This is a genomic window from Pseudomonas sp. MWU12-2345 (assembly GCF_023242385.1).
GTDB classification, from domain to species: Bacteria; Pseudomonadota; Gammaproteobacteria; order Pseudomonadales; family Pseudomonadaceae; genus Aquipseudomonas; species Aquipseudomonas gingeri_D.
Window position 1 is genome coordinate 224,252 of the sequence record NZ_JALLJA010000001.1, and the last position, 23,957, is coordinate 248,208.

The 23,957-nt window shown below is 62.4% G+C and carries 22 protein-coding genes and 1 riboswitch; of the genes, 9 read left to right on the forward strand and 13 right to left on the reverse strand.

Annotated features, from left to right (window positions below):
* Window positions 1-3: 3 nt before the first annotated feature.
* Window positions 4-1,296 (reverse strand): glycosyltransferase family 4 protein, encoded by a 1,293-nt coding sequence (locus M5C71_RS01055; protein ID WP_103494227.1) that lies wholly within the window; start codon window positions 1,294-1,296, stop codon window positions 4-6.
* 88 nt (window positions 1,297-1,384) lie between these two features.
* Window positions 1,385-1,604: riboswitch (cobalamin riboswitch) on the forward strand.
* Between the two features lie 94 nt (window positions 1,605-1,698).
* Here M5C71_RS01055 and cobW point away from each other — a divergent pair.
* Genes cobW through M5C71_RS01075 form a run of 4 tightly spaced genes read left to right on the forward strand, consistent with a single transcriptional unit; the run spans window position 1,699 to window position 8,228 of the window.
* Window positions 1,699-2,766: a cobalamin biosynthesis protein CobW gene (cobW, locus tag M5C71_RS01060; RefSeq protein WP_103494228.1), complete on the forward strand. Its 1,068-nt coding sequence runs from the start codon at window positions 1,699-1,701 to the stop codon at window positions 2,764-2,766.
* Between the two features lie 3 nt (window positions 2,767-2,769).
* The gene (cobN, locus tag M5C71_RS01065; RefSeq protein ID WP_103494229.1) at window positions 2,770-6,543 is read left to right on the forward strand and encodes a cobaltochelatase subunit CobN; all 3,774 of its coding nucleotides are present in this window, start codon (window positions 2,770-2,772) and stop codon (window positions 6,541-6,543) included.
* Between the two features lie 12 nt (window positions 6,544-6,555).
* On the forward strand, window positions 6,556-7,581 hold the full coding sequence (locus tag M5C71_RS01070) for an AAA family ATPase (protein WP_103494230.1): 1,026 nt from the start codon (window positions 6,556-6,558) through the stop codon (window positions 7,579-7,581).
* Between the two features lie 35 nt (window positions 7,582-7,616).
* Complete coding sequence (locus M5C71_RS01075; protein ID WP_103494231.1) at window positions 7,617-8,228, forward strand: VWA domain-containing protein; 612 nt, start codon at window positions 7,617-7,619, stop codon at window positions 8,226-8,228.
* 162 nt (window positions 8,229-8,390) lie between these two features.
* Here M5C71_RS01075 and M5C71_RS01080 read toward each other — a convergent pair whose 3' ends face one another.
* Complete coding sequence (locus M5C71_RS01080; RefSeq protein WP_100943402.1) at window positions 8,391-8,654, reverse strand: hypothetical protein; 264 nt, start codon at window positions 8,652-8,654, stop codon at window positions 8,391-8,393.
* A 360-nt stretch (window positions 8,655-9,014) separates the two neighbouring features.
* Here M5C71_RS01080 and M5C71_RS01085 point away from each other — a divergent pair, with 360 nt between their 5' ends.
* Window positions 9,015-10,340, forward strand: coding sequence for a sigma-54 dependent transcriptional regulator (locus M5C71_RS01085; RefSeq protein WP_152739680.1), 1,326 nt, complete (start codon window positions 9,015-9,017; stop codon window positions 10,338-10,340).
* A 67-nt stretch (window positions 10,341-10,407) separates the two neighbouring features.
* Here M5C71_RS01085 and M5C71_RS01090 read toward each other — a convergent pair whose 3' ends face one another.
* The 8 genes from M5C71_RS01090 to M5C71_RS01125 all read right to left on the reverse strand — a co-directional run bounded on the left by M5C71_RS01090 (window position 10,408) and on the right by M5C71_RS01125 (window position 17,915).
* Window positions 10,408-11,709, reverse strand: coding sequence for a hypothetical protein (locus M5C71_RS01090; protein ID WP_103494233.1), 1,302 nt, complete (start codon window positions 11,707-11,709; stop codon window positions 10,408-10,410).
* A gap of 49 nt (window positions 11,710-11,758) precedes the next feature.
* Window positions 11,759-12,508 (reverse strand): hypothetical protein, encoded by a 750-nt coding sequence (locus M5C71_RS01095; RefSeq protein WP_103494234.1) that lies wholly within the window; start codon window positions 12,506-12,508, stop codon window positions 11,759-11,761.
* Between the two features lie 43 nt (window positions 12,509-12,551).
* Window positions 12,552-13,232: a C39 family peptidase gene (locus tag M5C71_RS01100; protein ID WP_103494268.1), complete on the reverse strand. Its 681-nt coding sequence runs from the start codon at window positions 13,230-13,232 to the stop codon at window positions 12,552-12,554.
* Window positions 13,233-13,295: 63 nt separating this feature from the next.
* Window positions 13,296-14,270 (reverse strand): heme utilization protein, encoded by a 975-nt coding sequence (locus M5C71_RS01105; RefSeq protein ID WP_103494235.1) that lies wholly within the window; start codon window positions 14,268-14,270, stop codon window positions 13,296-13,298.
* 65 nt (window positions 14,271-14,335) lie between these two features.
* Window positions 14,336-14,911, reverse strand: coding sequence for an adhesin (locus M5C71_RS01110; RefSeq protein ID WP_152739685.1), 576 nt, complete (start codon window positions 14,909-14,911; stop codon window positions 14,336-14,338).
* 1 nt (window position 14,912) lies between these two features.
* Window positions 14,913-15,353, reverse strand: a complete 441-nt coding sequence (locus M5C71_RS01115) for a hypothetical protein (RefSeq protein WP_103494237.1) — start codon at window positions 15,351-15,353, stop codon at window positions 14,913-14,915.
* A 338-nt stretch (window positions 15,354-15,691) separates the two neighbouring features.
* Complete coding sequence (locus M5C71_RS01120) at window positions 15,692-16,219, reverse strand: AAA family ATPase (RefSeq protein WP_248767476.1); 528 nt, start codon at window positions 16,217-16,219, stop codon at window positions 15,692-15,694.
* 61 nt (window positions 16,220-16,280) lie between these two features.
* Entirely contained in the window at window positions 16,281-17,915 is a 1,635-nt protein-coding gene (locus tag M5C71_RS01125) for a methyl-accepting chemotaxis protein (protein WP_248767047.1), read from the reverse strand.
* Window positions 17,916-18,210: 295 nt separating this feature from the next.
* On the opposite strand from M5C71_RS01125, the gene M5C71_RS01130 reads away from it, so the two are divergent.
* Both M5C71_RS01130 and M5C71_RS01135 read left to right on the forward strand, forming a co-directional pair.
* Window positions 18,211-19,038 (forward strand): undecaprenyl-diphosphate phosphatase, encoded by an 828-nt coding sequence (locus tag M5C71_RS01130; RefSeq protein WP_248767048.1) that lies wholly within the window; start codon window positions 18,211-18,213, stop codon window positions 19,036-19,038.
* Window positions 19,035-19,466, forward strand: coding sequence for a DUF1294 domain-containing protein (locus M5C71_RS01135; protein WP_103494240.1), 432 nt, complete (start codon window positions 19,035-19,037; stop codon window positions 19,464-19,466). The genes M5C71_RS01130 and M5C71_RS01135 overlap by 4 nt, the downstream gene beginning before the upstream one ends.
* On the opposite strand, the gene M5C71_RS01140 is transcribed toward M5C71_RS01135, so the two are convergent.
* Window positions 19,461-19,820, reverse strand: coding sequence for an MmcQ/YjbR family DNA-binding protein (locus M5C71_RS01140; protein ID WP_103494241.1), 360 nt, complete (start codon window positions 19,818-19,820; stop codon window positions 19,461-19,463). The two genes, M5C71_RS01135 and M5C71_RS01140, sit on opposite strands and share 6 nt — an antisense overlap.
* Window positions 19,817-20,725, reverse strand: coding sequence for a LysR substrate-binding domain-containing protein (locus M5C71_RS01145; RefSeq protein ID WP_103494242.1), 909 nt, complete (start codon window positions 20,723-20,725; stop codon window positions 19,817-19,819). Before M5C71_RS01145 ends, M5C71_RS01140 begins: the two co-directional genes overlap by 4 nt.
* Before the next feature lie 129 nt (window positions 20,726-20,854).
* Between M5C71_RS01145 and M5C71_RS01150 the strand changes: the two genes are divergently transcribed.
* Together M5C71_RS01150 and M5C71_RS01155 are read left to right on the forward strand one after the other, a co-directional pair.
* Window positions 20,855-21,466: an FMN-dependent NADH-azoreductase gene (locus M5C71_RS01150; protein ID WP_103494243.1), complete on the forward strand. Its 612-nt coding sequence runs from the start codon at window positions 20,855-20,857 to the stop codon at window positions 21,464-21,466.
* A 249-nt stretch (window positions 21,467-21,715) separates the two neighbouring features.
* Window positions 21,716-22,747 carry a dienelactone hydrolase gene (locus M5C71_RS01155; RefSeq protein ID WP_103494244.1) on the forward strand — a complete coding sequence of 344 codons (1,032 nt, stop codon included), beginning with the start codon at window positions 21,716-21,718 and terminating at the stop codon, window positions 22,745-22,747.
* A gap of 1 nt (window position 22,748) precedes the next feature.
* Here M5C71_RS01155 and M5C71_RS01160 read toward each other — a convergent pair whose 3' ends face one another.
* Window positions 22,749-23,942, reverse strand: a complete 1,194-nt coding sequence (locus M5C71_RS01160) for an MFS transporter (protein WP_103494245.1) — start codon at window positions 23,940-23,942, stop codon at window positions 22,749-22,751.
* Window positions 23,943-23,957 lie beyond the last annotated feature (15 nt).

Below are 23,957 nucleotides of genomic sequence, written 5' to 3' on the forward strand. Positions count from 1 at the left end.
GGCTCAGTCGACGCGGTTCTTCGCCTCGATCCACTGGGACATGTACTGGGTGCTCTTGTGGTGATGGTGGCGCAGCATCGCCCCAGTGAAATTGTTCCGACGGTGGGCCGCCAGATCCTCGCGGCAGGCCTGGATCCGGGCAATCAACGCCGGGCCGTGGACCCGACGCTCATAACGGGCGGCGAGCAGCACCTGGCCGTTGGCCTGGGCCTGCTGCCACAGCGCACGGTCCTGGTAGAGACGCACGGCCGATTGCGCCAGGGCGACGGCGCTGGTTTCGATGGCGCCGGCCCAGGGCAGCTCACCGTGCATGGCTTCGGCGCCGATGGGGGTGGTGACATTCGGTGTGCCGCAGAGCATGGCGTCAAGGATCTTGCCCTTGATCCCGGCGCCGAAACGCAGCGGCGCCAGGCACACCCGTGCCGCGGCCATGACCTGCAAGGCGTCCTCGGCCCAGTTCATCACATGAAAGCCCTGGGCGGGGTTATGCAGCGCAGTGGCCTTGGGCGGGGTGTAGGCGCCATAGATATGCAACTGGGCCGTGGGCAGCTGCTGGCGGATCAGCGGCCAGATCGTGGTCTTCATCCAGAGCACGGCATCCCAGTTCGGCGCGTGGCGGAAGTTGCCGATGCTGAGAAAGTGCGCGCGCTCATCGAAATCGCGGTACGCCGCCGTGGGCATGTCGATCATCAGTGGGCACCAGTGCAATAGCGCCGCCGGGACCTTGAACTGCTCGATCAGCAACTGCGACTCGACATCGGAAATCATCAGGTTCAGGTCCGAGCGGTAGATGGCGGCGATTTCCCGCTGGGCCTGATCGGTCGCGCTCATCTGTTCGAACATCTGCCGCTGGTCGGGGGCGAACAGGGTGCTGAAGTCATTCAGGTCCTGATCGTCTTTCAGGCGTGCCTTGAGCTGTTGCTGGCGGGCATCGCGCAGGCTTTGCAGGTCCGAGGTCTCCAGCACCCGCAGGGCCCCGGGACAGTGTTTTTCCACGCGCCAGCCGAACTGCTCTTCCATCATGAAACGGTCGAACAGCACCACGTCGGGTTGCAGGTCGGCGACAAAACTGTCGAAGCTGCTGTTATTGAGCTCGATGCGACATTCCTCGATGCCCAGGCTCGCCAGGTCGGCCTTGTGCTCGCCGATAACGGCCGGGCTGGCGAAGGTGATGCGCCAGCCGGCCTCGAGAAAGCTTTCGAGGATCTGCATCATGTGCCCGCCGGCGGCCGACGAGCGCGGTTCCGGCCAGACATAACCGATAACCAGGACCTGGGTGATGTCGGTGGCGTTCATAACAGGATTCCTTGAAACGGGCAGGGCGGGAAAAGGGGCGCAATTAAACCACAGCGGCGCTCGCGATTGACCTGCCCCGGCGCACTGCGTAGCCTTGCAGCTTCGAGGTTCTTCGGCGCTCGGCCGAAGCTAAGAAGGGAACGCGGTATGCCGCGGCTGCCCCCGCAACTGTAAACGGTTCGATAGCCCTGCAATGCCACTGCCTACGGGCGGGAAGGCGCAAGGCCCGGCCGGTTCGCCTGCTTTCGAGAGCAAGCGCGACCGCCAGACCGTAAGCCAGGAGACCTGCCTCGTCACCGTTTCTCACTACAACCGGGCGGGGTGATCCGGTGGCGAACGCATCCGCGCCCAAGGGCCGCGGTTCTCGTCCCGTATGCCCGCCACTTTGCCAAAGGGCATCCGATGAAAACACTGGCCAAGCTTCCCGTCACCATCGTCACCGGCTTTCTCGGCTCGGGCAAGACCACCCTGTTGCGCCATATGCTCGACAACGCCCAGGGCCGCCGCATCGCGGTGATCGTCAACGAGTTCGGCGAATTGGGCATCGACGGCGAGATCCTCAAGCAGTGCTCCATCGGCTGCAGCGAAGAAGAAGCCAATGGCCGTGTCTATGAACTGGCCAACGGCTGCCTCTGCTGCACGGTCCAGGAAGAATTCTTCCCGGTGATGCGCGAACTGGTGGCGCGCCGTGGCGACCTCGATCATATCCTTATCGAAACCTCCGGCCTGGCGCTGCCCAAACCCCTGGTACAAGCCTTCCAGTGGCCGGAAATCCGCAGTGCCTGCACCGTCGATGCGGTGATCACCGTGGTCGACAGCCCGGCCGTGGCCGCCGGCACCTTCGCCGCGTTCCCGGACCAGGTGGATGCCCAGCGCAAGCTCGACCCGAACCTGGACCACGAATCGCCGCTGCACGAGCTGTTCGCCGACCAACTGTCCAGCGCCGACCTGGTGATTCTCAACAAGGCCGACCTGATCAGCCCTGAAGACCTGGCCCGGGTGCGCCTGGAAGTGGCCGAGGAGCTGCCGCCGGCGGTGAAAGTCATCGAAGCCAGCAGCGGTCGCCTGCCCCTGGACGTGCTGCTGGGCCTGGGCGCCGGTTCCGAGGAGCATATCGACGGTCGCCACAGCCACCATGATCACCACCACCACGATGACGATCATGACGACCACGATCATGATGCCTTCGACTCGATCTCCCTCGAACTGCCGCAAGCCGATGAAAGTCTGCTGCTGGACGCCCTGACGCAACTGGTGGTCAAGCACGGTATCCTGCGGGTCAAGGGTTTCGCCGCGATCCCGAACAAGCCGATGCGCCTGCTGATCCAGGGTGTGGGCAGCCGTTTCGACAAGCATTTCGACCGCGCCTGGACGGCGGACGAGCCACGTGTCACCCGCCTGGTGCTGATCGGCCAGGAACTGGATGCCGCGCTGCTCGAATCGACCCTGCGCGCCGCGCTGACTGTCTGACCCATGCATCTGCTCAGGACCCAGCCCGGCGGTTTTGTATCGGATGACAATATCGCCGACCTGGGGCAAACCCCCGCCGAGCTGGTGATCCTCTGCAGCGGCGACTCAAGCCTGGCATTGCTCGCCGAAGCGGCGCGGCAACTGCCTGAAAATTACCCCAGTCTGCGCCTGGCCAACCCCATGCAGGTGCAGAACCACGCCTCGGTCGACCTCTATTTCGACCAGGTGCTGCAACACGCCCGGGTCATTCTGTTGTCTCTGCACGGTGGGATCGGTTACTGGCGCTACGGTATCGAGCGGTTGGTGCAACTGGCCGAGCGCGGGGTGACCCTGATCCTGGTACCGGGGGACGACCGTCCGGACCCGGAACTGAGCGACCTGAGCACGGTGCCCGCCGAGGAAGGCCGGCGGCTTTGGCATTTTCTGCGCCAGGGCGGCATGGGCAATGCCCTGGACCTGTATCGCTGTCTCGCCAACCTTTGGTTGGGGCGCGACTACTCCTGGGCCGAGCCGCAACCCTTGCCGCGCACGGCGATCTATCATCCTCGCCATGGCAGCGTCGGACTGCCTGCCTGGCGTGCCGACTGGCAGGCCGGGCAACCGGTCGCGGCGGTGCTGTTCTACCGCTCGCACTTGCAGGCGGCCAATACCGCCTTCGTCGATGTGTTCTGTCAGCGCTTGCAGGCGGCAGGGCTCAATCCCTTGCCGATTGCCGTGGCCAGTCTCAAGGAGCCCGCTTGCCTGAGTGTGGTGGAGGATCTGCTGGACGAGGTGGCGGCCGCGATCATCCTCAATACCACCGGATTTGCCCAGTCCAGCCCCGAGGCTCCCCATCTGCGGCCGTTTCGCCGGGATATCCCGGTGATCCAGGCCATCTGCGCCCAGGACAACGAGCCCGGCTGGCAGGCCAGCGAGCAGGGCCTCGGGCCCCGCGACCTGGCGATGCATATCGCCTTGCCGGAACTGGACGGGCGCATCATCAGCCGGCCCATCAGCTTCAAGGACCTGGCCTGGCGCAGCGAGCGCAGCCAGAGCGATGTGGTCTGCTACCGCGCCCAGCCCGAACGCATGGATTTCGTTGCCGAACTGGCCCGTCGCTGGATCGATCTGGCACGGCTGCCCAATGCGGACAAGCGCGTTGCCCTGATCCTCGCCAACTACCCGACCCGCGATGGGCGGATCGGCAACGGCGTGGGCCTGGATACCCCGGCGGCGGCGCTGAATATCCTGCGGGCGCTCAAGGAGCAGGGTTATCCGTTGAGCGAGGATTTGCCTGAAAGCGGCACGGCGCTGATCCAGGCCTTGCTCGGTGGTGTCAGCAACGATCTCGACAGCCTTGACCTGCGGCCGTGTCACCAAAGCATGGCGCTGGCCGATTACCAGACGATGTTCGAGCGCCTGCCCGAGGCCAATCGCCAGGCGGTCATCGCGCGCTGGGGCCGGCCGGAACAGGACCCGATGTTCCGTGGCGGGCGGATGATGGTCGCCGGGCTGCGTTTTGGCCTGACCTTCGTCGGCATCCAGCCGGCCCGGGGTTATCAGGTCGATGCCAGCGCGGTCTACCATGACCCGGACCTGGTGCCGCCCCATGGCTACCTGGCGTTCTATTTCTGGCTGCGACACACCTACGGCAGCCATGCGCTGATCCATGTCGGCAAGCACGGCAACCTGGAGTGGCTGCCGGGCAAGGGCGTCGGGCTGTCGCAGCAGTGCTGGCCGGATGCATTGCTGGGGCCATTGCCGAATATCTATCCGTTTATCGTCAACGACCCGGGCGAGGGTGCCCAGGCCAAGCGCCGCACTCAGGCCGTGATCATCGATCACCTGATGCCGCCGTTGACCCGAGCCGAAACCTACGGACCGCTGCGGGATCTGGAGTTGCTGGCTGACGAATACTACGAAGCTCAATTGCTCGACCCACGGCGTGCCCGCGAATTGCAGCGTGACATTCTCAAGCTGGTGCGCGAGACGCAGATCGACCGTGAACTGCAACTCGACGCGGGCCTGGACAGCGATGCCGACGCGGCGATCTGGCTGCCCCGGTTGGACACCTACCTGTGCGACTTGAAAGAGTCGCAGATCCGCGACGGCTTGCATGTGTTCGGCGAATCGCCGAGCGGGCGCCTGCGCATCGACACGCTGCTGGCCTTGCTGCGGATTCCCCGTGGCGACGGGCGCGGTGCCCAGTCCAGCCTGTTGCGGGCCTTGGCCAAGGCCTTTGAAATGGGCTTCGATCCGTTGGACTGTGCCCTGGCCGAACCCTGGAATGGGCCCCGGCCTGAGTCGTTGCAAGGCGTCAGCGAGGAAACCTGGCGTACCGCCGGTGACAGCCGCGAGCGCCTGGAACTGTACGCAGGGCAACTGATCGAGCGGGCGTTGCAAGCCGGGATCGATTGGCCGGACACGGCGTTGTGGACCGATGTGCGGCTGATCATCGATGGCTTGCTGACGGTGGTCGCCCCGCGCCTGGATGCTTGTGGTCCGGCGGAGATGAATGGCCTGCTCGATGCCCTGGCGGGTCGCTTCGTGCCGGCGGGTCCCAGCGGCGCGCCGAGTCGCGGACGCCTGGACGTATTGCCCACCGGGCGCAATTTCTTTTCCGTGGATGTGCGCAACCTGCCGACCACCACCGCCTGGCGCATCGGTTTTCAGTCGGCCAACCTGATTCTCGAACGGCATTTGCAGGACCATGGCGATCATCTGCGCCAGCTCGGCCTGTCGGTCTGGGGCACGGCGACCATGCGCACCGGCGGCGACGATATCGCCCAGGCCATGGCGCTGATGGGCGTGCGGCCGGTGTGGGCCACGGGTAGCCAGCGGGTCGACGATTTCGAGATCTTGCCCCTGAGCCTGCTGGACCGTCCACGGGTCGATGTGACCCTGCGCGTGTCCGGGTTTTTCCGCGATGCCTTTGCCAACCTGATCCGCCTGTTCGACGCGGCCGTGCAGGCCGTGGCGGCGCTGGACGAACCGGCGGATATGAACCCGTTGGCTGCCCGGGTCCGCGCCGAGCGCGAGCAGTTGCAAGCCGAAGGTCTGGATAAGGAACAGGCGGCCCGTCAGGCCGGCTGGCGAATTTTCGGTGCCAAGCCCGGGGCCTATGGCGCCGGGGTGCAGAACGCCATCGACGGGCGCTTGTGGCAGAGCCGCGAGGACCTGGCTGAGGTCTACCTGAACTGGGGCGGTTATGCCTATGGCGGCCAGGATGAAGGCACGGCGGCACGTGGACAGTTCGCGCAACGCTTGAGCCAGGTCCAGGCGGTGCTGCAAAACCAGGACAATCGTGAGCACGACCTGCTCGATTCCAATGATTACTACCAGTTCCAGGGCGGCATGCTGGCGGCGGTGGAAACCCTGCGCGGCGAACAGGCCGCCAGCTATCATGGCGACCACAGCCAGCCGGACCTGCCGAAGATCCGCACCCTCAAGGATGAGTTGAACCGGGTGATCCGCTCGCGGGCGGCGAATCCGAAATGGATCGACGGGGTCAAGCGCCATGGTTACAAAGGCGCTTTCGAGCTGGCGGCGACCGTCGACAACCTGTTTGCCTTCGACGCCACCACTGGCCTGATCGACGATCACCAATACGCGTTGCTGGCGGATGCCTATCTGCTGGACCCGGACACCCGTGACTTTGTCCGCGAACATAATCCGGCAGCGCTGCGGGATATGACCGAGCGCTTGCTGGAAGCCCAGCAACGCGGGTTGTGGAGCGAGCCCGGCGAGTACCGCGAGGCGCTGGAAAACCTGCTGCTGGATATAGAAGAAGATTCCTGAGGTGTGCAAGCCATGAGCGATACCCCGCATTTCCCGCTGTCGGCCGTGGTCGGCGCCGACGACCTGAAACTGGCGCTGTGCCTGACGGCGATTGACCCGAAGATCGGCGGCGTGCTGATCGAGGGCCCACGGGGCATGGCCAAGTCGACCCTGGCCCGTGGGCTGGCGGATCTGTTGGCCAGCGGGTTGTTCGTCACCTTGCCCCTGGGGGCGACGGAAGAGCGGCTGGTGGGCACCCTTGATCTGGACGCGGCCTTGGGCGAAGGCCGGGCGCAGTTTTCCCCCGGCGTGCTGGCGAAGGCCGACGGCGGGGTGCTCTATGTCGATGAGGTCAACCTGCTGCCCGATCATCTGGTGGACCTGTTGCTGGACGTCGCCGCCAGTGGCGTCAATCGGGTGGAGCGCGATGGTATTTCCCATCGGCACTCGGCGCGGTTCGTATTGATCGGCACCATGAACCCGGAGGAGGGCGAGTTGCGTCCGCAACTGCTGGACCGTTTCGGCCTCAACGTAGCCCTCAGCGGCCAGCCGCAGCCGAGCGAGCGGGGGCAGATTATCCGTCGGCGCCTGGATTTTGATAGTGACCCGCAAGGTTTCTGCGAGCAGTGGGCGCCGGCGCAGGAGGCCTTGCGCGAGCGCTGCCGCCAGGCCCGGGCACGCCTGCCGGAGATCGCCCTGGATGACCAGGCCCTGGAGGCGATTACCGAACGCTGCTTTGCGGCGGGTGTCGACGGCATGCGCGCCGACCTGGTGTGGTTGCGTGCCGCCCGGGCTCATGCGGCCTGGCGCGGTGCCGGGCAGATCTCCCCGGAGGATATCGAGGCGGTGGCCGAGTTTGCCTTGCGCCATCGTCGTCGCGAAGGTGTGCCGCCAACCTCGGCACCGGCCTCGAATCCGGGGGCAGCGCCCCAGTCGGCAAGCGAGCCCGGCGAGGGCCAGGGGCAATGGGGTGAGCTGCCGGCCCAGGCCTTGCCGGTGGGGGCGCGCCGGGAAATTCCGAGCTGGCCAAAAAAGCCCCAGGCATCCGCCCTCGACTGAAACCGGGGGCGGATGCCAGGCCTCGGTCAGGTCGTTTGTCCGCTGGGCGTCAAGGCGTCAGCAGGGCTGGTGATAGCGGTGCGATCAGTTGGGTGGAGACCTTGCTGGGCGGGCGCCCGCGTCTGCGCAAGGACCTGCGCTTTCGTCCGCGCAGCCGCTCGCCCCATGAACTGTGGCTGGTGATTGTCGATGCTTCGGCCTCGACCCGCCGGCACCATGCGTTGAGTGAGGCCAAGGGCTTGCTGGCGCAGGTGTTTGACGATGCTTATCGGCAGCGGGCGCGCCTGGCGTTGATGACTGCCAGCGGTGATCGGCCCAAGTGGCAGCTTCAGGGTTTGAAAGCTTCGAGTGATTTACGCGGTTGGCTGGAGGACTTGGGAGCAGGGGGCGGAACGCCTTTGCAGGCAGCGCTGGCGCAAGCGGCGGATTGGTTGGCCAAGCGGCAGAAACGCTTTGCGGCTGAACAGCAGCGGGTGCTGTTGCTGACGGATGGGCGTTTGAAAGCCTGGTCGGGCTTGCCGGTCTTTAACTGCCAGGCGTTGCTGGTGGACCTGGAAAAAGGTCCGATCCGCCTGGGACGTGCCGTGCGGTTGGCGGCGGAACTGGGCGCGCAGTATCGGCATATCGAAGAGCTTTCGACACCCTGAAAGACACTGCGATCGTGCGGGAGAACGCGGTCAACTGTAGGAGCAGAGCTTGCTCGCGAACCGCTGCAAGCGGCCATACACCTTGGAGCTACGGCGCCTATGAATCCGCCTTCGCGAGCAAGCTCTGCTCCTACAAGGTTTTGCGTGTTCTCTGGAGCGCTATCAGGCCGACAATGTCCACGGCTGCAGGTCGTAGCCTTTCTGGCTCAACTCCGCACGGGCCTGTTGCAGCAGGCTGACCAACTGCTCGGAGTCGGAGTAGGCGCTGCAAGGAATCTGCTGGCGACCGATGCTGTTGTTGGTCCGGTCGATCACGGTCAGGCTCAGTTCGCCTTTGTCTTGTGCCACCCAGGCAACACATTGGAATGGCTTGAGGGCCTGGCCGGCCATCAGAAGTGCTTCGTTCATACGGAGCGGGGCGTTCATGGGTTTTCTCTCAAGTATGCCCAAACAATTTCGCTGGACCGTCGGTTTGGGCTCACCGTTTCGGTCGGTTACTTGTACTGATGTCCGATCGCGGGCATCAGGTCACACAAGTCATAAAGTTTTTTTCACTTTCTTTCATATACTCAGTTCAAGCCCCGGTATGGCCACGTCCGCTCCGCCAAACCAGTAGCGGTGGCCCGAAGGCTCTGGCTTGCAGCTTTCCGGATCTATGGCTTATGCATCGGCAAAGTTATAACCAAACGGTACAAGCCTGCGTCAAGTTCTTGCTAGTGTTACAGGCAGGTTTGCCAACTGCTTGTTTCTAATAAATATTTAAAACTCTGGCGCCAAGGATCAGTCATGCAAGAAGCGGTTCCGCTCAGACGCCTGCTGGTGGTTGATCCCTGCGATGATTGTCATCGCCTGTTACCTGGCTTGCGCACCGTCGGCTGGGATGTCGACAGTTGCAATCTGGACGCCGCCCTCGACCGTTCCTGCGATGTCGGTCTGTTGCGTCTGCAACCGTTTCATCTCGAACGCCCTGAAGCGGTCAAGGACCTGATCAGCCGCAGCGGCACCGAGTGGATCGCGGTCCTCAGCCAGGAAGTGCTGCGTTTGCAGAACGTCGGTGACTTCGTGTGCGAGTGGTTCTTCGATTTCCATACTTTGCCCTTCGATGTTTCCCGCGTACAGGTGACATTAGGTCGCGCCTTCGGCATGGCGCGCTTGCGCGGCCAGGGTTCGATCCATGTCGACCAGCCGGAGCACGAGTTGCTCGGCGACAGCCGGCCGATCCGCGAGCTGCGCAAGCTGCTGGGCAAACTGGCGCCCACCGAGTCGCCGGTGTTGATCCGTGGGGAAAGCGGGACCGGCAAGGAGTTGGTGGCGCGCACCCTGCATCGTCAGTCCCAACGACACGCCAAGCCATTCGTGGCGATCAATTGCGGGGCGATTCCGGAACACCTGATCCAGTCCGAGCTGTTCGGCCATGAGAAAGGCGCCTTTACCGGAGCGCACCAGCGCAAGGTCGGGCGCATCGAAGCGGCCAACGGCGGCACCTTGTTTCTCGATGAAATCGGCGACTTGCCCCTGGAGTTGCAGGCCAATCTGTTGCGTTTCCTCCAGGAAAAGCACATCGAGCGAGTCGGCGGCAGCCAGCCCATCGCGGTGGATGTACGGGTGCTGGCGGCGACCCATGTCGATCTGGAAGCCGCCATCGGCAGCGGGCGTTTCCGCGAGGACCTCTATTATCGGCTCAACGTCTTGCAAGTGATGACGGCGCCACTGCGCGAACGGCATGGCGATGTGGCGATGCTGGCCAACCATTTTTCCCATTTCTACAGCCAGGAAACCGGGCGCCGGCCGCGTAGTTTCAGTGAAGAGGCCTTGGTCGCCCTGGGCAATCATGCCTGGCCGGGCAATGTCCGCGAGCTGGCCAATCGGGTCAGGCGCGGGCTGGTGCTGGCCGAGGGGCGGCAGATCGAGGCCCGGGACCTGGGTTTGAACAGCCTGCCGTGCGACAGCGCCCCCATGGGCACCCTCGAAGACTATGTGCACCGTGCCGAGCACCAGGCACTGTGCGATGTGTTGAACCGGCACAGCGACAATATGAGCGTGGCCGCCCGGGTGCTGGGGGTGTCACGTCCGACTTTCTATCGATTGCTGCACAAGCACCAGATCCGCTAGGGCGCGGTGAGCGAAACGAAAAGGCCCGCAGCGTTTGCACGTTGCGGGCCTTTTCCATGGGGCGGCGTCAGAAGTAGTAGGGGAATTTCACGCTGAAGGAGAAGTCCGGCGCGTCGGGGGTCATGCCCAGGGACAGCATGGGTACGATGGTGAGGTTCGGCGAAGCGGCAATGGTCATGCCGATGTTGAAGAACCCCGAGTTGGCATCGCTGCCGATCACGTTCTGCCAGCTCTGACCGCTCTGCTGGAGCTTGCTCCTGCTTTGCACCAGGTCCGAGAACGAGAAGGACATGCTCATCTTCTCGTTCAGGGCGAAGGCCACGCCCGCGCCGATCTGGAAGCTGTCGCCGAGCTGGACCTTGCCGGGAACGACCACACCCTGTTGTGCACTGATATCGTTGAACGATTGCTCGAAGTTGTGAGTGTAGGCCAAGGTGCCGAACAGCACGGCCGGGTCAAAGGTTTTGACCAGCGAGATGCCGGGTGTGACGGACCAGACACCGTTGCCGGTCGGCAAGCTTTGCGGATAAGTCAGGCTGGTGCTTTGAGACGAGGTGAGGAACTTGATGCCATACGGATCCTTGCCGGTAGGCGCCTTGATCCGGAAACTGAAGACGGCATCCGGCCAGTTCTCCGACTCGTCGAGGAACTTGTAGGCCACGCCGAAGTTGACGTCGCCCAAGGCCGGGTCCTGTCTCACCGTTTGCTCGACGGTGGTGCCGGCTGCGCCACCGTTGCCGCCTCCGGCTTGATAGACCGAGTCCCGGTAGACGATCGGGGCGTTTATGTCGAACTGCCAACGGTTGTCGAGGTTATAACGGCCGGTCAGGTCGAGCGTCCAGGTATCGGACTTGATCCGATCCAGGTTGATATTGCCGAGGAAGATCGAGTCCAGGGCCAGAAAGCCGTTGAGAAACAGCTGCCGGGTATCGTAGTGCGAATACGTGACACCCGTCTCGACACTGAACTTGCCATTGCCAAAGAAGCCGCTGGCCTCGTTGTACAGGTCGGACACACTCTGGGCCGGTGCTGAATCATCCTTGAGGGACTGGCCATAAGAGGCGCCAGACGTGCTGGCCGCTGAGCCTGGAGCGCTCGCGCCGGCCGCCGCCACCGTTTGCCCCTTTTTCAGGTCCGCCGGGGATTTGACCAGGCGTTTGGGCGGTGGCGGTGCCGGTTGATCCTCGACCTGACGAACCCGTTGTTCCAGTACCGACAACGCTTGTTGCTGTTGTACGTAGCGTTGTTTCAGCTCCTGGAGTTCCTGTTTCAGGGCCTCTACCTCGGGGTCAGTTGCTGCTTGCAGCATCGTCGCCGGGAAGAGCGCACCCACACATACCGCCATGCGTAGAGAGAGCGATAGAGACATGAGATAAGTCGTCCTTTTCTGACATCCAATGGTCGAAAATGAGCGTAGTTCAGAATCCCATACTGCGTAGTCCCTTGAGTTGAGTCAGGCTGCAATCCAGTGCTCCCACGGTAGGCATGTTGTTCTGCAACACCACATTGAGTTGGGTCATGCTGTTGACCAGGTTGTTGCCACCCAGCAGGGTAGTGGACTGCAACACACCGCCCTGGGCGATCTGTTGCAGCGCGTTGCCCTGATTGTTGTTGGCCAGTATCTGCATTTTCACGCCGCTGGCCGCGGCAGAGACGGTGACGCTGCCGGCGGCACCGGAGCCGGTAATGCTGCCGCCGCTGGTGAGCGCCTGGCCCATTTGCTGAGGGCTGGTCGGGACCTGGTTCGCTTCACTGACATTGATCGCCACGTTGTTGCTGGCACCGTTGCCGTCGCCAGCGGCACGCACTACCTGGGTCACTCCCGCCGAGGCGTTCAGGCCGGCACCGCCGATCACCGTGCCGGTGCCCTGGGTGGGGGCCGCCCCGTTGCCCTGGGTGCTGAAGGTGGTGACGTAGAACTGCGGCTTGACAGTCGATTGCTGGATTTGCAGGGAAGTGGCCGCGCCGATGATGTCGCCCCGGGCGTTGGTCCAACTGCTTTGCATGACAATGCCGAAACTGATGATGCGTCCTGGCATGACGTAGCGACCACGCAGTTCGGACATCTCTGAATCTTTCAGTTCGATAGGCTTGAAGGGCAGGGTTGCGTGTGCCGGCAGGCAGGTGAGTGCCAGGCAACTGACCATCAACCAGTGTGAGTTTTTCATGTGCTGCTCCCGGAGCATCCTGCCCCTTTATTTTTAGTTCACCTTAGAAGAAGTCGCTCTGGATAAAGCCGAAATCCATCAGTTCCGCGTCCTTGACCGGGTGGAAGGTGTCCAGCTTGTTCTTGGCCGTCAGCGGGGCCGGTGGGTCGAGCAAGGCGTTGCTCTTGTCGTAGCCGGGACCGATGATGGCGAAGATGATGCCGTTCCAGCCTTTCTGGAAGTCGGCCTTGCTGTAGCGCTTGTGGCCCAGTACCGGGTCGCCGATATAGACCCAGTCCTTGTCGGCGCGCTGCATCACCACGAAATGCTTGTAGCCGCGGATCTCCATCATCACCACGACCGGAATGGTCACGCTGGGCAGGCTGTCGGCGGGAATCTTGTAGCCCCTGGCGCGCATGCCGATGCTTTCGATGTAGCGCTTCATGTCCAGCATGGAGAAGCCTTGCTTCTTGACCAGCTCCTGGTCGGAGGTGGTCAGCATGCCTTTGATGATCTGTTCTTCGTTGACGTCCAGCCAGTAGGCCTGGCGCAACAAGGTGGCGAGTGCGGCGGCACCACAACTGAAGTCGGTCTTCTGCTCGACCAGGTCGGAAAAACGCCGTTCGCGAATGCTTTGTACGTGCTTGTAGAAAACCACTGCACCCGGCAGGCCGGGCACGGCCATGGTCGCGGCCTGAATAGGGATGGAGAGAAAAAGCGCGAGGGCAAGGGCGATAGTACGCATGGTCATACGCCTCTCAGAGCTGAAAAAAGAGCCCCGTTTCCGGGGCTCTCAGTACTGTTGCCACTACATGCAGGCGCGGCAGCCTGCTGCGATGGACAGGGTGTTGCCTTGTTGGTTGCCGACACCGGCCGCCACGTTGGCACCCACATTGCCCGAGGCATTGTTGAGCGAGTTGTTGATGCTGGCGTTGTTGACCACAGGCATGGTCCAGCCGTTAGGTGTCATCACTTGATAGGTGGCGACGCCATTCAGGTCGATAGTCCCCATCTCGGTACCTTTGATGGTTTCTTTCCCTTTGCCGTTGTCTCCGCCACCCCAGCCGTCATTGCCATAACCGCCTTTGCCGCTGCTTTCGGTGCCTGAGAAGGTCCCTTTGTAGCTGCCATCAATATCGATAGTGGCTTTGAGGGTGGTGACTTTGTAGGCTTGTACCGCGGCGTTGGCCACTTGCAGGCCGTTGGAGTTCTGGGTAGCCGCGCCGGTTGCCGACGCGACACGACCGCCGGATACGGCGATGGCCAGGTCGTTTTTCTGTTGGTTGAAGTTGCCGGCAGCAACGTTGACACCCATGTTGCCGGAGCCGTTGTTACCAGAGTTGTTCAATGACCCATTGTTCTGGGTGGATTGGTTCAGGACCGTGTTGTTGTGGTTGGTTTGGGTCAAAGTGGTGCTGGAAACGGCGCTGCCGAAGATGAAGCTTTCGTCGGCGGTGGCCAGCGCGGCTTCGTTGAGCTGCTGGTTGCCATCGCCGGCCGCGGCGTTGGCGCCCATGTTGCCGCTGGCACTGTTCAACGAGCTGTTGATGCTGCCGTTGTTCTGGGTGCCTTCGTTGACGACGGAGTTGCCGTGGCTGTCCTGGGTGTCATTCACCGAGGCGGTGGCGCCTGCGGTGATTTGCAGCAGGGTCGCCAGGTCCGGGCCTTTGTCATGGTCATGATGACGACGACCGTGTCCTTCATCACCGCCTGCCTGAGCGGCCATTGCCATGATGGCGGCCAGAGCGAAGACCAGTGGTTTGAGAGCCATTGTAGGTTTCATGGTGTGTATCTCCGTGCTTATTAGTTGAGTTAAGTGTTGGTACTTTCTAATGGGCACTGCACGGGTCAATCAGCGACCCGGATACTGAGGGTGTTGGCCATACGGTTGCCCACCCCCGCGCTCTGGCTCACCTGAATCACGCCCCGGCTGCCGGTGAAGGCCTGGTCGCTGGTAACGACCTGGCGACTGCCGGAGGGTGTGGATGAGTCCGAGTTCGGTGACAGCGCCACGTTCTGTTGGGACAGGACGCTGTCGTCGATGCTTTGCGGCGCGGCACTGATGCTGATCCGCACGGCATTGATCATCTGGTTGTTGGCACCGGCGGATTGGTTGACCCCAACCATGCCGTTGCCGTTACTGAAAGAGTTGCCCTGGATGGCGGCCTTGGCGTCGATTGCCGTACTGGCCCCGCTGGTGATTTTCTGGTTCAGCGAGGTCGTGGCACTGGCGTTGGTGCCTACCGCGATGGCGCGGCTGTTAAGCTGTTGCTGCTGGTCGCCGGCGGCCTGGTTGACCATCACGTTGCCGTTGTATTGCTGGCTACTGTTGTTGATCGTGGCGCTGTCGATAACCGGGCTACCGGAGTCGGCCAGTACGCCGGCGCTACTGAACAGGGCGAGAAGAAACAGTGAATGGCGCATGTCATTGCCCCTTGCCGATGGCGCCGAGGGCGTTCATACCCGCCGACAGCCCATGGTTGATCGTGTTGGCGATGCTGGCGCCATTGCCGCCGCCGTGTCCGGCGGTCATCCCTGGCAGGCCATTGGGGTTGTTCAGGCCGGGCATGCTGGTGGTATTGGTGGTGATCAGTTGGCTAATGGAGCCGCCGGTACTGATGCCAGCGATATCGCCATCACTCAGTTCCTGGCCGGTGGTCGAGGTGATTACGGCGGAAGGGTTGGCGTTGACCGTGGTGGGGTTGGGATCAGGTTGTAGGGCCGGGCGGCCATAACTCTGTGGTTGCACGGTACGATCAAGGACAATCACTCCGTTGCCACCGGCCTGGGCCGTGAGGCAGAGCATCGAACTGATCGCGCAGCTGATCAGCACGGTGCGGGTAAAGCCGGTAGTGAAAGTCCCCATGACGGCATTCCTTCTTCAGTACGCTGGCCCTAGCCTGGCGTTTGAGAGGGAAAGAGCAGAAGCTGTGCCGCTTTTTGTTTTTCCTTTTAAAACAATGGGTTGTTTTGGAAGGCAAATGAATCGCGTGAAAGCTGTTTCACGGATGAGACAGTATCGAGGGGGGCAGACGGGGAGATTTCGGCGCAACGCGGTAATACGGGCCTTTCAGGGGAGGTGTATCAGGGGCTTAACACTTGGGGCAGTGCCGTGCCTGAACCGTTGATTTTGAGGCTTCGCCTGTGTACCGGGTGTTTCAGAAATGGACACTGATCCCGATTTTCCTGGGGTTTTCGGCGTTTTCAGGCACTTTCAAGCAGCCGGGCGACGGCCGCGAAGGCCTGCTCGCGACGCGCCTGCCAATCGCCTTCGATCACCGTTACCGGTTGTCCATGCTGTAACAGCCAATCCAGGCTGGCGGCGAAAAAGGTCTGGCGTTCACCCAGCTCCGGTTGGCAGCGCTGGCCATCGTCGATCCAGCCCACGCCTTCGGGACGCAGTAACAGGTGCAGGTCATAGTGGCGCGCCTGCAGGGCCTGTTCGATCCACGCCGGGCATTCGCCGAACAGGGTCCGGCTCCAGAGCAGATTGCTCAGCAAGTGGGTGTCGAGAATCAGCAGCTTGGGGGCCTGCGCGCGAGCCGCATCCTCCCAATCAAGCTGCCCGCGGGCGATGGCCGGGATATCCTCCAGGCAAGTATCACGCAGGTTGGACTCGATGAAATAACGCACGTATTCGCCCACCACCAGGCCACCGAAATGGGCTTGCAGTTCGGCGGACAGCCAGCTTTTACCACTGGATTCAGGCCCCGCCAGGACAATGACCTTCATGGGCGCGGGCATGGGAATTCCTTGGGCTCGAAAAAAGGAGGGCGATTGTACCCTCCCGCTCTCAGACCTTGAACTGCTTGAGCAAGGTATTGAGTTGCTGGCTCAGGTTCTTGAGCTTTTCACTGTCGACACTCGATTGCTCGGCCGCCAGGGCCGTGCTGTGGGACAGGCCCGCCGCGTCGGTGACGTTCTGGTTGATTTCCTCCACCACATGGGACTGCTCAAGGGTGGCGCTGGCAATCGAGGCATTGAGCCCATTGAGGTTACGCAGGGCCTGGCCGATGGCGTTCAGGCTCTCACCGGCCAGGCCGGCCTGCTCGATGGTCAGTTGCGAGGCACGGCTGCTGTCGCCGATGACTTTCACCGCGGCTTCGGAATGACCTTGCAGGCGTTCGATCATCGACTGGATCTCCGCCGTGGACTTCTGGGTGCGCTGGGCCAGCAGGCGCACTTCATCGGCGACCACGGCAAAGCCGCGACCCTGTTCACCGGCCCGGGCGGCTTCGATGGCGGCGTTCAGGGCCAGCAGGTTGGTCTGTTCGGCAATCGAGCGAATCACTTCCAGGACGCTGCCGATCTGCGTGCTTTCGGCCGCCAGGGTGCGGATCACCTCCACCGCCTGGTTGATGGTGGCGGAGAGTGAATCGATCTGTTGCAGGCTGTTGTCGATATTCAGTTGGCCCTGGCGCGCCTGGGCTTCGGCATCACGCATCTCGCTGGCGGCCTGCTCGGCATTCTTGGCCACGTCCTGCACGCCATAGGTGACTTCGTTGATCGCCGTCGCCACCATTTCCATCTGTTGCGATTGCTGCTGGCTGCGGGCCTGGGCCTGGGTGGCGTTGCTGCCCAGGTCGCTGGAGGACTGGCCGAGTGCGGTGGCCGAGTCCTGGAGCTGACCGACCACGCTGCGCAGCTTGCTGGTAAACCCGTTGAAATGGCGGGCCAGTTGCGTTACTTCATCCTGCCCGTGGGTATCGAGGCTGTGGGTCAGGTCGCTTTCACCGCTGGCGATATTGGCCATGGCGTTCACGGTTTCCTGCAGGGGGCGCACGATGCTGCGGGCAATCATCGTCACCAGCAACGCCATGATCAGCGCAATCCCCAGGCCGATCAGCGACGCTCGCCAGACCTGGCCGTAGAACTCGTCCTGCAGGTCGTCGACGTACACGCCCGAGCCGAGGATCCAGCCCCAGGGTTCGAAGAGCTGGACATAGGAGGTTTTCTGTACCGGGGCGCTGGCCCCCGGTTTTGGCCAGCGATAGTTGATCATCCCCGCGCCCTTGGCCTTGGTCAGGGTGACCATCTCGTTGAACAGGGCGTAGCCGTCCGGGTCCTTGATCCCTGACAGGTCCTGGCCTTCAAGCTTGGGGTTGGCCGGGTGCATGATCATCACCGGGCGCTGGTCGTTGATCCAGAAATAGTCGGTCTGGTTGTAGCGCAGGCCGCGGATCACGTTCATGGCCTGCTTCTGCGCGGCTTCGCGGCTGAGGGTGCCGGCGGTTTCCAGGTCATGGTAGTAGTTGAGGATGCCACTGGCGACCTGGACCACGTGCTGGGTCTTCTGCGCCTTGCCCTGGTACAGGTCGTCATGGATCTGCTGGAGCATCAACAGGCCCAGGGTCAGCAGCATCGCCATGGCGACGATGAGGATGAGCCACAACCGCCGACTGATCGACACATTTCGCAAACTATTCATGAGGACACCGCTCCTTGTTTCTTCTTGTTGTGATCATCGCCAATCTGCATCCAAACAGGTTTTATCGCTCCTGCCCAGCAGGCTTTTGGCTACTTTCCTGGCAGCCACAAACAGACGTGTCTGATAGGATCTCGGCCCGAAACTGACAAACCTGAGTTGATGTTTGATTTTTCAGGCATTTTTTACGCTTTGACGACAAGTGGTGCGGCACGCTGTGTACCTGTTGTCATGGGCAACTGATCGAGCGTCGAATTTTTCAAGTGCCGCGCGGGGTGTGCGGCAGCATGGGGGAATAATGGATCTGTGGACCGCCGTACAGGCAGTGATTCTGGGTATTGTCGAGGGTTTGACGGAGTTCTTGCCGATCTCCAGCACCGGGCACCAGATTATCGTCGCGGACCTGCTGAATTTCGGTGGGGAACGGGCGATTGCCTTCAATATCATTATCCAGCTCGGGGCGATCCTGGCGGTTGTCTGGGAGTTTCGTCACAAGGTGTTCTCGGTGGTCCGGGACCTGCCGACGCAGCGCAATGCCCAGCGCTTTACCCTCAACCTGCTGGTGGCGTTCCTGCCGGCGGTGGTGCTGGGGGTGTTGTTCAAGGAGGTTATCGCCACCTATCTGTTCAACCCGATCACCGTCGCCGCCGCGCTGGTGGTGGGCGGCTTGATCATCCTCTGGGCCGAGCGCCGCCAGCACGTGGTGCATGCCGAGACGGTGGATGAGATCACCTGGAAAGATGCCCTGAAGGTCGGCTTCGCCCAATGCCTGGCGATGATCCCCGGCACCTCGCGTTCCGGTGCGACCATTATCGGCGGCTTGCTGTTCGGGCTGTCGCGCAAGACCGCCACCGAGTTTTCGTTCTTCCTGGCGATGCCGACCATGGTCGCCGCCGCGGTGTATTCCGGTTACGGTTTCCGCCATCAGTTCCAGATGGCGGACTTGCCGGTGATTGCCCTGGGTTTCGTGACGTCCTTTGTTTTCGCGATGATCGCCGTGCGCGGCTTGCTGAAGTTCATCGCCAGCCACACCTATGTGGCGTTCGCTTGGTATCGGATTGCTTTCGGCCTGGTGATCCTGGCCACCTGGCAGTTCGGCTGGGTCGACTGGTCGAGCCACGGATGAGGGCGCCACGTAACGAGGAACGTACCCGCCAGGCTGGCGGCCGGGTCCGGCATCTCAAGCTCAAGCTGGCGGTGCTGCTGGTGCTCTGCGTGTTGCCTGGATTTGGCGCGCTGAAGATGTGGCTCGGCGGTGGCTCCCCGGCACCGTTGTGGGCTTACGGACTGGTCAGCCTGCTGGCGTTTTTTCTCTACTGGAGCGACAAGCGCAAGGCTCGCGACGAAAGCTGGCGTACACCGGAGAAGGTCCTCCACGCCATCGAGCTGCTGGGCGGCTGGCCGGGGGCGCTGATCGCCCAGCAGGTGTTTCGGCACAAGACCCGCAAAGTCTCGTTTCAGTTGGTGTTCTGGTTGATCGTGCTGTTGCACCAGGTGTTCTGGATCGACTACCTGTTCCTCGGCACCAGCCTGGTGCACCTGTCGTTTCTATAACAGCAGGCCGACCTGGACGCGCTTGGGCAGTTTTGCCACCACCAGTTGGTGGGAACGCTGGATCAACCCTTGCAGTTCGTCACGGCCAAGCGGGTAGGGTGTGTCCATGATGATCCAGTGGGCCCTGGCCAGATACGGCGCGGGCCCGATCCCCGGACGGTCGACATGACCGAGGAACAGCTCCTTGTCGACCTTGAAGGCCAGGGAGTCGCCGCGCAGCCCTTGCACGGCGAACATCTTGTTGCCGGCAATGGAAAATACCCGCACGCCGCCCCATTTGTAGTCTTCCCGCGCCCCGGGCAGTGTCAGGCAGAACTGCGCGACGTCTTCCCGGCTCAGGCTTGATCCTTTCACAGTGTTCTATCTCCGCAACCTTTGAAAACTTCAGCCAGATGATCGATCCAGGCCCGCACCGCCGGCAGTACGCCGCGCCGATGGGGGTAGACGGCCTGCAACCAGCCGCCGGGCAAGGACCATTCCGGGAGTATCTGCACGAAAGTGCCGTTGGCCAACTCCTGCTCACAATACAGCATCGGCAGGACGGTAAAGCCCAGGCCGGCAAGGGCACAGGCCTTGCGCACGACAAAGTCGTCGACTCCGAGTCGGGCCTCGAGGGTCAGTTCGCGTTTTTCACCCTCGGCGTTGATCAGGCTCAGGTGCACCAGCCGATCAGCCTCCAGGGCGCCCAATACGGGTGCATTCCTGAGATCGTCCAACTGGTTGATGGGGTGTTGTTCGAGAAAGGCCGGTGTCGCCAGGATAAAGGTTTGCGCCTGACGCAGGCGGCGGGTCACCAGCAACGGGTCTTCGTCGCCTTGTTCGCGGACCCGCAGGGCGACATCGACGCCCTCGGTCACCAGGTCGACCCGCCGATTGACCATCAGCACTTCCAACTGAACCAGCGGGTGCGCGGTCAGGAAGCTGGAGATCACCCAGGGCATGAACTCCTGGGCCAGGCCCACCGGAGAGGAGACGCGCAAGCGTCCACGGGGTTCGCTGGACATGCTGGCCACCGCCTCGTCGGCCATCTCGGCCTCCAGCAGCATCGCCTGGCAATGGCGCAGGTAGCGCTCGCCGACCGCCGTGAGTTTCAGCTGGCGGGTGGTGCGTTGCAGCAAGCGCGCGCCGAGGCGTTCTTCCAGCTCGGCGATGCGTCGCGACAGGCGCGACTTGGGAATGCCCAGCAGACGCCCGGCCGCCGCGAAGCCGCCGGCTTCGACCACCTTGGCGAAGTAGTAGAGATCGTTGAGGTCCTGCATGGGCGTGACTCGATTGTTCTATGGTTGGGACAAACTATCACATTCAAGCTGTCTAATCGGCTATTGGTTTCGCCTGTAGGATTATCTCAACTTGATCGCCCAGTGGCGATCCTCACTTGGAGATCCCGCATGAAACTCTTGCACATTGATTCCAGCATCCTGGGCGACAACTCCGCCTCCCGTCAGTTGAGCCGTCAGGTGGTCGACGCCTGGAAACTCGCCGAGCCTTCTGCCGTGGTGACCTACCGCGACCTGGCCAGCGACGCCATCAGCCACTTCTCCAGCCTGACCCTGGTCGCCGGCGGTACCGCTGCCGAACTGCGTGACGCCGCCCAGCGCCACGAAGCCGAACTCAGTGCTTCGACCATCGAAGAGTTCCTCGCCGCCGATGCCATCGTCATCGCGGCACCGATGTACAACTTCAGCATCCCGACCCAACTCAAGGCCTGGATCGACCGCATCACCGTCGCCGGCAAGACTTTCCGTTACACCGAAGCCGGTCCTGAAGGCCTGGCGGGTGGCAAGAAACTGGTGATCGTCTCCACTTCCGGCGGCCTGCATGTCGGCATGCCTACCGGCGTAGCCCATGAAGACTACCTGAACGTGCTGTTCGGTTTCCTCGGCATCACCGATATCGAATTCGTCCGCGCCCATGGCTTGGGTTACGGCGAAGAAGTCCGCGCCAAGGCCATCAGCACCGCGCAGGCGCGGATCAGCGAAGAGCTGTTCGCCACCGCGTAAAGCTTTGGTAAACGCGCGAGCTTCTTTCGGGAACACCCATTAAACTCCGTACTCTGATCATTATGAATGGTCAGAGTACGGAGTTTTTTGCGTCTGGCTGTTCAGGTTTGGCTCGGTTTATGCAAGCATCGATCAACCATAGGTGCTCTGAAAAACCTCGAAAATCAGTCAAAGCCCTCTCCAGAGCTTTAGCTTCAGGGAATTGAAGAGAATTGGCGTGCTAATTACGCAGCAAAGGTGGACATCCCCATGATGCGTCTTTGTGCAGTGTTACTGATCTGCTTGTCCAGCAGCCTCCTGACGGTGCAGGCTGCGCCGCCCGCTCATTGGAGCGTCGGTTATCATCGTCTGATATTCCTCGATCCGCTGGATCTCAAGCCGATGTCGGCGATTGCCTTCTATCCTTCCAGTGATCGTGAGCACACGAGCCGGATCGGCAACTACACGATCCAGGCCGGCGAAGACGTCAAGGTTGCCATTGGTCGCTATCCACTGCTGATGTTGTCCCATGGCAACACCGGCACGCCCCTGGCCCTGCACGACCTGGCCACTTCCCTGGCGCGCAAGGGCTTTATCGTGGTCGCGGTGTTGCACCCGGGCGACAACTACAAGGATCAAAGCCGCCTGGGGACGCTGAGCAACCTCTATGGCCGGCCTATGCAGATTTCCGAAGCCATCACCGCCGCCCTCGGCGACTCGACCCTGTCACCGTTTATCGAAGCCGAGAATGTCGGCGTGATCGGTTATTCGGCGGGCGGCGAAACCGCGCTGATCCTGGCCGGCGCCCAGCCGAACCTGGAGCGTCTGCGTCGTTATTGCCAGCAGCGTCCGGATGACAAGGATGCCTGCAACACCAAGGGCGAATTGATTGTCGACCGCGATGACCTGCAGCCGGTGGCCGATCCACGGGTGCATGCGCTGTTGCTGATGGCGCCGCTGAGCCTGATGTTCGGCCGCCATACCCTGGCCGGTGTCCATGTGCCGGTACTGATGTACAGCGGCGGTGACGACAAGCTGGTGTTTCCGGACAAGAATGCCGCCGCCCTGGCGCGCAAGCTGCCGGTGGCGCCGCAGTTCAAGCTGATCGCCGGGGCCGGGCATTTCGTCTTCATGGCGCCGTGCGGCCCCGAGCAACTGCAGGCCACGCCGGGACTCTGTACCGATGCCGAAGGGGTCAACCGCGAGGATATTCATCGCGACCTGATCCACGAAGCCGGGCGCTTCTTCAGCAAGACCCTCAGTACGCCGAGCCATGGCGGGATGCAGACCGCCGATCAGTGAGTCAGTGGGCGGCCGCGCGACGTGCCAGCAGCACCGTGACCGACAGGCCGCCGACCGAGAGGAGTGCGGCCGTGAAGAAAATCCACGAATAGCCCAGGTTCGAGGCCACCGCGCCCATCACCGGACCGGCGATGGCCAGTGCCAGGTCGAAAAATACCGCATAGGCGCTCAGGCCCGCGCCGCGACTGCTACTCGGCACCTGTTTGATCGCCTCCACACCCAGCGCCGGATACACCAGCGACAGGCCAAACCCCGCCAGGCCCGCGCCGGCCAGGGCGACGCCGGTGGAAGGCGCCAGCCAGAGCAGCACCAGGCCCAGGGTCTCGATACTCATGCAGGCGATGGCTGCCTTGAAACCGCCGAAGCGGTTGATGCAGCCGATAAAGAACAGCCGGGCGAGGATGAAGCAGGTGCCGAACACCGTCAGGCAATAGGCGGCACCGGTCCAGCCGCGGCTGAGATAGAAGAGGGTGACAAAGGTAGTCAGGGTGCCATAGCCGATGGAGGCCAGGGTCAGGCTGGCGCCATAGGGCGCGATACGCCCGAACACCGCCCAGAACGGCAGGCGCTCACCGCGAATCACCGGCACCGAAGGTTTGTTGCGAATCAGCAGCAGCGCTCCGAGGGCCAGGGTCGACAAGGCGATGCCGAGGCTGGCGAAGCCGTAATCCTCGACCATCAGCACCCCCAATGGCGCGCCAATGGCGATGGCGCCGTAGGAGGCGATGCCGTTCCAGGAAATGACCCGGGCGGTCTGATCCGCGCCGACCTGGCCAATGCCCCAGCTGATGGTGCCGACGCCGATCAGGCCCTGGGCGATCCCCAGCAGCAGGCGCGCACCGATCAGAATCCCCAGGCTCAGCAGTGGCAGGTGCTGCACTTGTGTCGAGACCCACGTCAGCGCGCCGCTGAGCACAATGCCCGACAGGCCATAGATGATCGAACGTTTGGTGCCGATACCGTCGGCCATGCGCCCTGCCATGGGGCGGCTGAGCAGGGTCGCCAGGTATTGCGAACCGATGGTCAGGCCAGCGATCACCGCGCTGAACCCCAGTTGTCCGTGTACATAACCGGGCAACACCGCAATCGGCAGGCCGATGCAAAGGAAGGCGATGAAGGTGTAGAAGACGATGGAAACGATCTGCAGGGTGATCGTCAGGTTGCTGGTCGGTCTGGGAGGTTGCTGGGCGGACATGAAGGCTCGTTCGCG

Bases quoted from the DNA above. Each gene is read 5' to 3' on its own strand.
- M5C71_RS01145 (WP_103494242.1), bottom strand. From the start codon at position 20,725: ATGCAGGACCTCAACGATCTCTACTACTTCGCCAAGGTGGTCGAAGCC.
- M5C71_RS01130 (WP_248767048.1), top strand. From the start codon at position 18,211: ATGGATCTGTGGACCGCCGTACAGGCAGTGATTCTGGGTATTGTCGAG.
- M5C71_RS01125 (WP_248767047.1), bottom strand. From the start codon at position 17,915: ATGAATAGTTTGCGAAATGTGTCGATCAGTCGGCGGTTGTGGCTCATC.
- M5C71_RS01070 (WP_103494230.1), top strand. From the start codon at position 6,556: ATGAGCGATACCCCGCATTTCCCGCTGTCGGCCGTGGTCGGCGCCGAC.
- M5C71_RS01095 (WP_103494234.1), bottom strand. From the start codon at position 12,508: ATGAAAAACTCACACTGGTTGATGGTCAGTTGCCTGGCACTCACCTGC.
- M5C71_RS01085 (WP_152739680.1), top strand. From the start codon at position 9,015: ATGCAAGAAGCGGTTCCGCTCAGACGCCTGCTGGTGGTTGATCCCTGC.
- M5C71_RS01150 (WP_103494243.1), top strand. From the start codon at position 20,855: ATGAAACTCTTGCACATTGATTCCAGCATCCTGGGCGACAACTCCGCC.
- cobN (WP_103494229.1), top strand. From the start codon at position 2,770: ATGCATCTGCTCAGGACCCAGCCCGGCGGTTTTGTATCGGATGACAAT.
- M5C71_RS01135 (WP_103494240.1), top strand. From the start codon at position 19,035: ATGAGGGCGCCACGTAACGAGGAACGTACCCGCCAGGCTGGCGGCCGG.
- M5C71_RS01100 (WP_103494268.1), bottom strand. From the start codon at position 13,232: ATGCGTACTATCGCCCTTGCCCTCGCGCTTTTTCTCTCCATCCCTATT.
- cobW (WP_103494228.1), top strand. From the start codon at position 1,699: ATGAAAACACTGGCCAAGCTTCCCGTCACCATCGTCACCGGCTTTCTC.
- M5C71_RS01055 (WP_103494227.1), bottom strand. From the start codon at position 1,296: ATGAACGCCACCGACATCACCCAGGTCCTGGTTATCGGTTATGTCTGG.
- M5C71_RS01110 (WP_152739685.1), bottom strand. From the start codon at position 14,911: ATGCGCCATTCACTGTTTCTTCTCGCCCTGTTCAGTAGCGCCGGCGTA.
- M5C71_RS01080 (WP_100943402.1), bottom strand. From the start codon at position 8,654: ATGAACGCCCCGCTCCGTATGAACGAAGCACTTCTGATGGCCGGCCAG.
- M5C71_RS01090 (WP_103494233.1), bottom strand. From the start codon at position 11,709: ATGTCTCTATCGCTCTCTCTACGCATGGCGGTATGTGTGGGTGCGCTC.
- M5C71_RS01120 (WP_248767476.1), bottom strand. From the start codon at position 16,219: ATGAAGGTCATTGTCCTGGCGGGGCCTGAATCCAGTGGTAAAAGCTGG.
- M5C71_RS01105 (WP_103494235.1), bottom strand. From the start codon at position 14,270: ATGAAACCTACAATGGCTCTCAAACCACTGGTCTTCGCTCTGGCCGCC.
- M5C71_RS01160 (WP_103494245.1), bottom strand. From the start codon at position 23,942: ATGTCCGCCCAGCAACCTCCCAGACCGACCAGCAACCTGACGATCACC.
- M5C71_RS01155 (WP_103494244.1), top strand. From the start codon at position 21,716: ATGATGCGTCTTTGTGCAGTGTTACTGATCTGCTTGTCCAGCAGCCTC.
- M5C71_RS01115 (WP_103494237.1), bottom strand. From the start codon at position 15,353: ATGGGGACTTTCACTACCGGCTTTACCCGCACCGTGCTGATCAGCTGC.